Annotated in this window: 6 protein-coding genes and 1 pseudogene; 4 read left to right on the forward strand and 3 right to left on the reverse strand. The window is 35.9% G+C overall.

Annotated elements, in window-relative coordinates; all coding sequences use genetic code 11:
• Both AS030_RS23950 and AS030_RS15285 read right to left on the reverse strand, forming a co-directional pair.
• The coding region (locus AS030_RS23950; RefSeq protein ID WP_074440566.1) for a hypothetical protein at window positions 1-297 on the reverse strand (297 nt) is incomplete at its 3' end.
• Between the two features lie 139 nt (window positions 298-436).
• Window positions 437-916, reverse strand: coding sequence for a hypothetical protein (locus tag AS030_RS15285; RefSeq protein ID WP_061972853.1), 480 nt, complete (start codon window positions 914-916; stop codon window positions 437-439).
• Window positions 917-2398: 1482 nt separating this feature from the next.
• On the opposite strand from AS030_RS15285, the gene AS030_RS15305 reads away from it, so the two are divergent.
• The 4 genes and pseudogenes from AS030_RS15305 to AS030_RS15315 all read left to right on the forward strand — a co-directional run bounded on the left by AS030_RS15305 (window position 2399) and on the right by AS030_RS15315 (window position 6039).
• On the forward strand, window positions 2399-3361 hold the full coding sequence (locus AS030_RS15305; RefSeq protein WP_061972863.1) for a hypothetical protein: 963 nt from the start codon (window positions 2399-2401) through the stop codon (window positions 3359-3361).
• A 1356-nt stretch (window positions 3362-4717) separates the two neighbouring features.
• Window positions 4718-4852 (forward strand): annotated as a pseudogene (locus AS030_RS24850) (DinB family protein); the annotation flags it as partial.
• Window positions 4853-5030: 178 nt separating this feature from the next.
• On the forward strand, window positions 5031-5345 hold the full coding sequence (locus tag AS030_RS15310) for a hypothetical protein (RefSeq protein ID WP_061972865.1): 315 nt from the start codon (window positions 5031-5033) through the stop codon (window positions 5343-5345).
• Between the two features lie 463 nt (window positions 5346-5808).
• Window positions 5809-6039 (forward strand): hypothetical protein, encoded by a 231-nt coding sequence (locus AS030_RS15315; RefSeq protein WP_061972867.1) that lies wholly within the window; start codon window positions 5809-5811, stop codon window positions 6037-6039.
• 541 nt (window positions 6040-6580) lie between these two features.
• On the opposite strand, the gene AS030_RS15320 is transcribed toward AS030_RS15315, so the two are convergent.
• Window positions 6581-6853, reverse strand: coding sequence for a stage V sporulation protein S (locus AS030_RS15320; protein ID WP_061972869.1), 273 nt, complete (start codon window positions 6851-6853; stop codon window positions 6581-6583).
• Window positions 6854-7894: the final 1041 nt, after the last annotated feature.

Genomic DNA, 7894 nt, shown 5'->3' on the forward strand with positions numbered 1-7894 from the left:
GCTGGAGCTGGAGCTGGAGCTAGAGCTTGACTCAATGTTTTTTTTGCTGGAGCTGGAGCTCGACTCATCAAATTCTTTCTTCTTTTTCTTTTTGCAATCACATTTTGGAAAGCCAGGGTCTATGCGCTCATATATTGATTCTTCTTTATAGACATGGCGAGGGACATATTTGATATGCTCTCTCTCAATACGGATGATAGGGTGAACGAATGTTACTTCTTTTTCGGTATATACGTCTTTAACAATATATTCCGGTTCACAATAAATCTTTTTTCGGGATTTCTTTTTTTCTCCCATTTAAATGCACCTCCTACTCTATTAAATGCATATAGAGAGCCGTTGGTATGGACAAACTACTAATTACTAAAAAATTGTGTTACAGATGTTTCATCAGGAAGTTTTTTTACCTTCTTGCTATTTAAAAGGAACAAAGGAGCTATTGCCGCTCGAAGCGGCTATTTAGTCGGCACGGGCGCATTGGCATTTTTTGTGGGGCCCTGTGTGTTGCAACGATTGCATTTAGAGCTTCCTTTTTTTGATGTTTGCGGTGGCTAAAGCTAGAACTAGAGCTTTCTTCTTTTTCTTCTCCACAGCAAATACAGAACGTTTTTTGAACAATCACGTTTACGGTACTTTCATCTGGCGAATTAATTGTTAAACTTTCAAAATCCTCTACTTGGAACACGCGTCTAAGCCCAGAACCAAGCATTTCAGTAATGTTTCGGTGACAATCTCTTGTGCGAATGGTGATGGTAAGCGTAACAGGGGAGAGGTTTGTGATATCGATCAATGTTTTATTGTGATTATTGGTCAGATCTTCAAAAATGGTATTCAAACCAGTAACGATATTAAAACCCGCATCGTTCCCAGCAGTATGGATTCCCACTTGGCAATTTTGATCGTCTTTAGTAGACATTTTCTTTTTCCTCCCTTCGGACAGGGCAGCAGCGCCTGTCCATCAAGGGCTTTAAAAACCCTCTAGTAAACATTTTGAGAAAAAGAGAAAATCTCTTATTCGCTTAATATACTATGTACAAATATGGAAGATGGTTGTTTTAGTTTTTGAAAAAAATGCTGTCATCCTTGGAACAATAAAAGATCTAAAAGATGACTCTGTCCTTGTTTTAAAGGAGGTATTGAAGGTTTCCTTTTTCGGAAACGTTCCTGCAACTACAACTGTCGATAAACTATTCATAAGCATCTGCGAAATCACTGAATTTGCTCCTCTTACTTTCATTCCGCGAGTACGCTTTCAAATAACTTAAACCAATTAAAAAGTATCAAATCTTCAAATACTAGTGCACTATATATAGATCACATGCGACATTAATGAGTTAATTTCCTTGTTCAACATCCTGCCCCGTGCCCCGTTAGCATTCCTGTGGATTGCTATTTTGGATCTTTGATAAAAAAAGAGCCCCTCTATAAAATGAATGAAGAGGAAGCCCTACTATGAAATTTAAATGTTGTTCCTTGGCTACAGCCACTATTTAAAAGCGTAAGTAACAATCGATGAGAAAGTTTATAAATGGTATATAAGCACATTTTAATAGATTTACACGACTATCTGTTACGAGCTTGTCTGTATTTCATATACTATATCATTCGATAGAAAGGAGGTAGTGCACCTCACTTAGCCACAATGGTATATAAGCACATTTTAATAGATTTACACGACTATCTGTTACGAGCTTGTCTGTATTTCATATACTATATCATTCGATAGAAAGGAGGTAATGCACCTCACTTAGCCACAAATGTAAGGGTAGCCTTGTTCAAACCAGACAAACCCTTCGATTTGCCTTAAACATCTTCCAACCGCTTCATTTTCATACCACCTAATCCGATTAAAATAGCACTATACGAAGAGGCCATTGGTTGATAATCATTAATGAAAAGGAGGAAAATAATTTGAAAAAGCATATAGAAGAAGAGTGTTTTTTTATATTTGAGGGATTTTTTAATGACTTGTTCATTCCACCAGGTGTTACAAGACCTGTATTCGAAGACTTTACTTGTAACCATAATAAAATATTGTTTGTGATCAGGTCAGATCAACCTTTATCCATAAGCATACGGAGCAGAGGAAGCTGTAACCCAATCCAAGAAATTATTTCAAATCAAAGAGCTTTTCAGGTTGAAGATTTTGAAAGCTTAGAAATAACGAACATCGGTAATTCACCGGCTGGAGTTCAGATAGATATAGAAAAAACATTTTGTATTTGTTGTAAAGAAAACAAGGATTGTGATCCATGCAACAGTTGTTTGGATAATCGGCATCGTAATCAGTGCAAAGACTGTAAAGGTGACCGGAACTGTAACCGATGTAAAGATGATTGTCATCCATGCAGAAACAGTTTGAATTAATTGTCTATTAAAGTTGAGAGGAGGAATAAACATGAAAAATTTTAAAAGGGAGCAAAGGAAGCAACCTTTTTTGGTCAATAAAAAAAATTCTAATATTTTAAATAATTATAAAAATTCCAAAAATGTTAAAGGGGAGGAACGGAAGGAACCTTTTTTTATCGATTTTCATGATGGTGAAGTTACAGTTATTTTACCTCCTGATAAAGATGTGACCGTATTTGAAGATTTAACCTGTAACCATAATAAAACAATATTGTTTTTAGAGTCTTTTGATGATAATTATGCACCACCTGGTCCTCAGCCAATTGAAGTAACAATCCGAACGAAAGGGTGTAAGACTCCGATCAAAGAAATCATAGGAGCAGGCACTTCGCGATTCATCCAAGTAGAGAATTTTGAAAGCCTGACCGCTTCCACTGCCAGTACTGAAACAGCTAATTTATTTGTGGCTTTTAGGAAGACATTCTGTATTTGTTGTTTTGAGGATAAACAATGCGATAGAGACTGTGACGACACTTGTAATGTAGATGTTCTTGATGCTTTCGAGGAGATACTTGTACCTGCTAATACTACAAATCAACCGATATTCCAAGATTTCACCTGTAATCACAATAAAGTACGTTTCACCTTGGGCTTCAATTCTGATGATCCAAGTGCAACACTAGAAGTCAACATTCGAACAAAAGGTTGTAAGGACCCTATAAAAGCAACCATTTTTGCAAATAGTCAAAGGTCATTTCAGGCAGAGGATGTGATCAGCCTAACAGTTTCGAATCGCACTGGTAATGATATCCTATTGGGTGTAGATTTAACCAAAGCATTTTGTATATGTTGTACGGATGAAAATAACAAATGCAGTTGTACGCATGAAGATGAAAAATGCAATAGCTCTAAATTTAATTCGGGGAAAAATATGGAGAAAAATAAGAAAAACCGGAAAAGAAAAAAACGATCGAGTTCCAGCAGCAGTTCTTCCAGCAGTTCTTCAACTTAGTTATTGATGACAAGGTGGTGTTGTATTCTCCTGAATTTACCTCATATTTATTGAAACATTGCCTAAGTAAAACAGCATTGTATTTTAGATGCTGTTTTTAATTTTTTTTCACATTCACTAAATCAGCTAGTTTAATTTTAACAATTTCTTCATCGAAATCCACTATTCGTAGTTTCTTCTATGGTACTTACATAACGGGCCTTTCCGATCAACAAATGAAACTCTGCCCCTTTATCTCAATTAGAAAGCTGCCTGATATGGATAGCTAGATCTTTAAGTAATGCGCCATTTAGCATTCCTATAGATTGTTATATTTGATCTTTGATAATAGAGCCCCTCTATAAGATGAATGTAACCCATCTAGGAGGAAGTCCTAACATGAAATGTAAAATGTTGTTCCTTGGCTACATCCACTGGTTAAAAGCGTAAGTAGCCATCCATGAGAAAGATTATAATTGGTACTACCCATCTAGCACATTTAATAGATTTAGACGACTATCTGTTACGGGCTTGTCTCTATTACATATACTATATCAATTCAATCACCTTACTTAGCCACAAATCTAAGGATAGCCTGGATTCAAACGAAACAAACCGGAGAAAAATCGGAAGAGAAAAAAGCGATCGAGTTCCAGTTCTTAATATTGCTGATAGGTTGCTGTATTTTTCTGATTACAAATTGGGCAATATATTTACGAAATTTATTATTGGTTAATGTTCATATCCATTTTCGGTTCCTGGTTTCCTCAATTTAATGCAACAAAGGTTTGCTTACTTTGCTATCTTTAGGCGTTTGTAAACGCCAGAATAAAGTTGACAGATTCTGCTGATTAAGGGTTTACACTTAATTACCATAAAAGACGTGCACTTTATTTGGAGAGGAGACTTGTCTTAGTGGCTGAGCCATAACTCTTGATAGATATGCCTTCTTGGCTCGTTCTCTTGCCCGCAGAGGTTCCAAGTAAAGTGACAAGAAGCCAGCTCTATCTTCCAGTAAAGTGTAAAGCTTAAGTCAGCAAAAAGTGTAAAATCCATCTCAGCGTCGACAGCCTTTTTATCCCGCCGCTTGGTGTAATTGATTTTTCACCTATCATCGCTTTAATTGATATAGATGTTTAAGGGGATTTGCTCTAGAAGATCTCCGCCAATTAATAAATATGATGGGCGTATAATAATGTAAACAACCTGTCTAATAAAGCAGGAAACTATAAATCTAAACAGGACTGCATTGCAGCTTTTTTTTATTGAACTAACTGGCGTTTAGATGAAGAAGGTTTTCTGGAATTATTACAGAAGAAGTTAATAAAGTAATTATTATTAGATGCATTAAGTTTAAAAGATTGATTAAAAGAGCTTTCTGATGATGTTTACCATCAAGAAATACAGAGCGTTTTCCCCTTTATATTGAAAGTGATTTCTCACATGTACATCGTTGATCAACTTTGGTTTCATATTATTTTTGGTAAAGATATAAAAATTGAGGGTTCTTAATATTCCATCGGAAGAGAAACGCAAAACGAGTTTGTCTGAAATGGTAATGCACGCTTTTCACGACTGATTATTCGCCGTTATTGGTATTCTGATAAAAATAATTGATTTGTACTGAAACTCTTAAATCCAGAAAATTGTGCAAATAATAAGTTTTATATGAAAGGAAGGAGGAAATGTTATGAATCCTAATTCCATCGTGTTAGAAGTATATACTAGTAATCGGAGACTGCACCAAATAACACTGCCAGTAGAAAAGTGGAAAGAGTACAAAGAAAATGAACTGGATATAGAACAAGAAGAATTTAGAAAAGAGCAAAAAATCGTGTCAATTACTAAATATCTTTATAATGTAAACGGAAATATAGTCGGATCCCGTCATTCTTTTTATAACGAGGAAGGCCGCCTAGTTCATTTTCAATTGTATGATAACAATTGGGAACCACTTGAAACAGTTTCTCTTTATATTCCCGCACAGAAAAGTAAAAGAGGTTAGGGAGCGGGAGAACTTGAGACGGGGTATGAAAATGTACACAAAAACAAAGAAGAGAATAATTTTTGATTGAATACAGGAGACATAATAGTTCAATTGATGTTCGTCGTATTCTTTGCATTTCTTATTACTATGGTTGTATTGTTATTTAGAAGTCAAAGCAATCGAAACAAACAACTGAATAATATAGAAAGTAAGATTGACCAAGTTAGTTCTAAAATGAATAACGGCAATAACCTAACCTTAACAAACAGAGTTTGTAAACGAAAGTAAGAAATCCATCCGAGAATATGAAACGAAGTATGACCAATGTAAGTTTGATGGTAAAATGATATCTATGAGCTTGACGAGCCGGACTACAATGATTGGAAGCATTCAATAAAGGAACCACAAGAACCGGAGTCTTCCCAAGACTAATGCTGTTCGATGGTTTAAGGCTAGTAGATACATAAAGGGGAATCAACATATGAAATCAATCAAGATCAACATGTTCTTCAGTGTAGGGGAGGGCTATTTAAGAAGGGCCATAGAAGCAATGAAGCGGTCGTCCGATCTCGATGAAAAAACATTTAAAGAGTATGATGAGGCTTGTTTTGTAGCGGGTTATCTGGCAGGAGATGGAAATAAGGTCACCGTAGAAAAAAATAGAGACGATTGGACAGTGAAAATTCTTGAACGGAGAACTAAAAGAATCTAAAAAAACTTTGCTCATGAGTTCTAAATAGCGCAATCATAAATAAGAAGCAAAATCTAGTTTTTGTTGTTTCACTTAAAATGTAGAAGTAAAAATATATCAAAGGTGTTTCTTCATACATGAGGAAACACCTTTTTCTCTAACTTCCTACTGTTACCTCTTAATATCTATACAACAATCGGTTTAGTTATTTAATTAGCATCACTCTTTGAGAATACTACAATCTGAAAACATAGAAATATAAAAGTTTATTTATCTTTATATAAACTTGCGAATAGAAGGAGAGCCAGTGCGACAACAGCTATGGAAAGAATAGTCGTCATATCCATACCCCCTCTCAATCCTCCACCGATATTGAGATCAAACCTTCACTTAAACATAATCTTTTACAGGTTGTCCGATTTTTAAGGAGAATTACAGGATTTATCCTGTAATCTATTCTATGCGTGAGGATGGAAAACGGTTTGCATAAAATACATGTTTGCCTTTCGCTATATTAGGGATTTTAACATCAGCTTTAACAGGCTCTTTACATAATGAAAATCTATCGTTGTTTTCTTGAGTCTATCCTTAATTTTATTGCAGTTTTTTCTTTACTATCGATTAAAATAGTTGTAAATCCAGGAACAAAAACCAGATCAAAACCACTGGGAGCTACAAATCCTCTTGCAATGGCAATGGATTTAATTGCTTGATTTAATGCACCTGCTCCCAACACTTGAATTTCTACATGACCAATTTCTCTTACTGCGCCTGCTATTGCACCCGCAACTGATTTCGGCTTTGATTTTGATGATACTTTTAATACATTATCCATATACATGGGCCCCCCTGTTATTTGATCGCATGAATTGGATTACTAGAAGGAATATATTTATCGAAGATCTTTAAATATATTCATATCTAAATCAAACAGAACAATTAAGCGTATTACTCATGGCTAATGTAAGGTGATTAAAGGGACAAAATGATTAAAAACCTTCGCAATTTATTTACAGCTGAATCTAGTTCCTTCCATTATACATGTAGTTTGTATACAAACTATCTTTTTCTTAACGATATGTATATGGAAATAGGTAAATGGAGGCATTGAAGTGGGGTTCTGCAGATACGATGTGACTTAAAAATAAAGAGTGGTGTACTAGTTAGGTGCATTCTTTGGAGGATTTTTGGGAGAAATCCTGGGTTTATCCTTAACGAACGGATTATCTTTCGAGCCATGCAAGCATCAGCACTCCCGGCTCCAATAACAAGCAATATAGCCCTGCGATTCCAAGAGTTCCTTATATATGCTGTTGCCCCCATGGAGATCAGGAGTTGCATAAACGTTTCAAAGGGCAGCAGCTTTTTCTTTCGGGTAAAATATTTTTTGACATAAGGTGCTGGTGCGGCTGACATTTCTCGTATGAGGGATGTCAGCGTTTCATTTAGCGAATTTGCGTACTCATTCATTGGCGTAAACTCCTCGTTTTTTCAAGGGGCTTAGCTAGGCATTTCCATCTTCTTGTCAAGTCCTATTTTTCTTTTTCGTGCAAAAAAAGCGGGCTATCTTTTCGATAACCTGCTCTTTTTTCTTGATTTTTTGGCCCTGTGCATTAACTTAATGACATTGACGGAAAAACGAGTCGTTTTTCCGTTCCGCTTTCATTTTAGGGACTTATTGCCCTTAGAAGCAGTTCTTTTTCTAATTTACCCTTTATAACGTAGTGTCCACAGAACATTAGACCTACTTTGTATACTGGTCATGAGATTGTAAATCTACGGTAACGGCGCCCAGTACTGTCATGGCATAAAGTGCATAGGCTGTGACTGATGCTGTCCCTGTTGACCAGGTGTCCAGTGTACTGGATGAGTGTGT

The organism is Fictibacillus enclensis (genome assembly GCF_001457035.1).
In the GTDB taxonomy this organism is placed as follows: Bacteria; Bacillota; Bacilli; order Bacillales; family Fictibacillaceae; genus Fictibacillus_C; species Fictibacillus_C enclensis.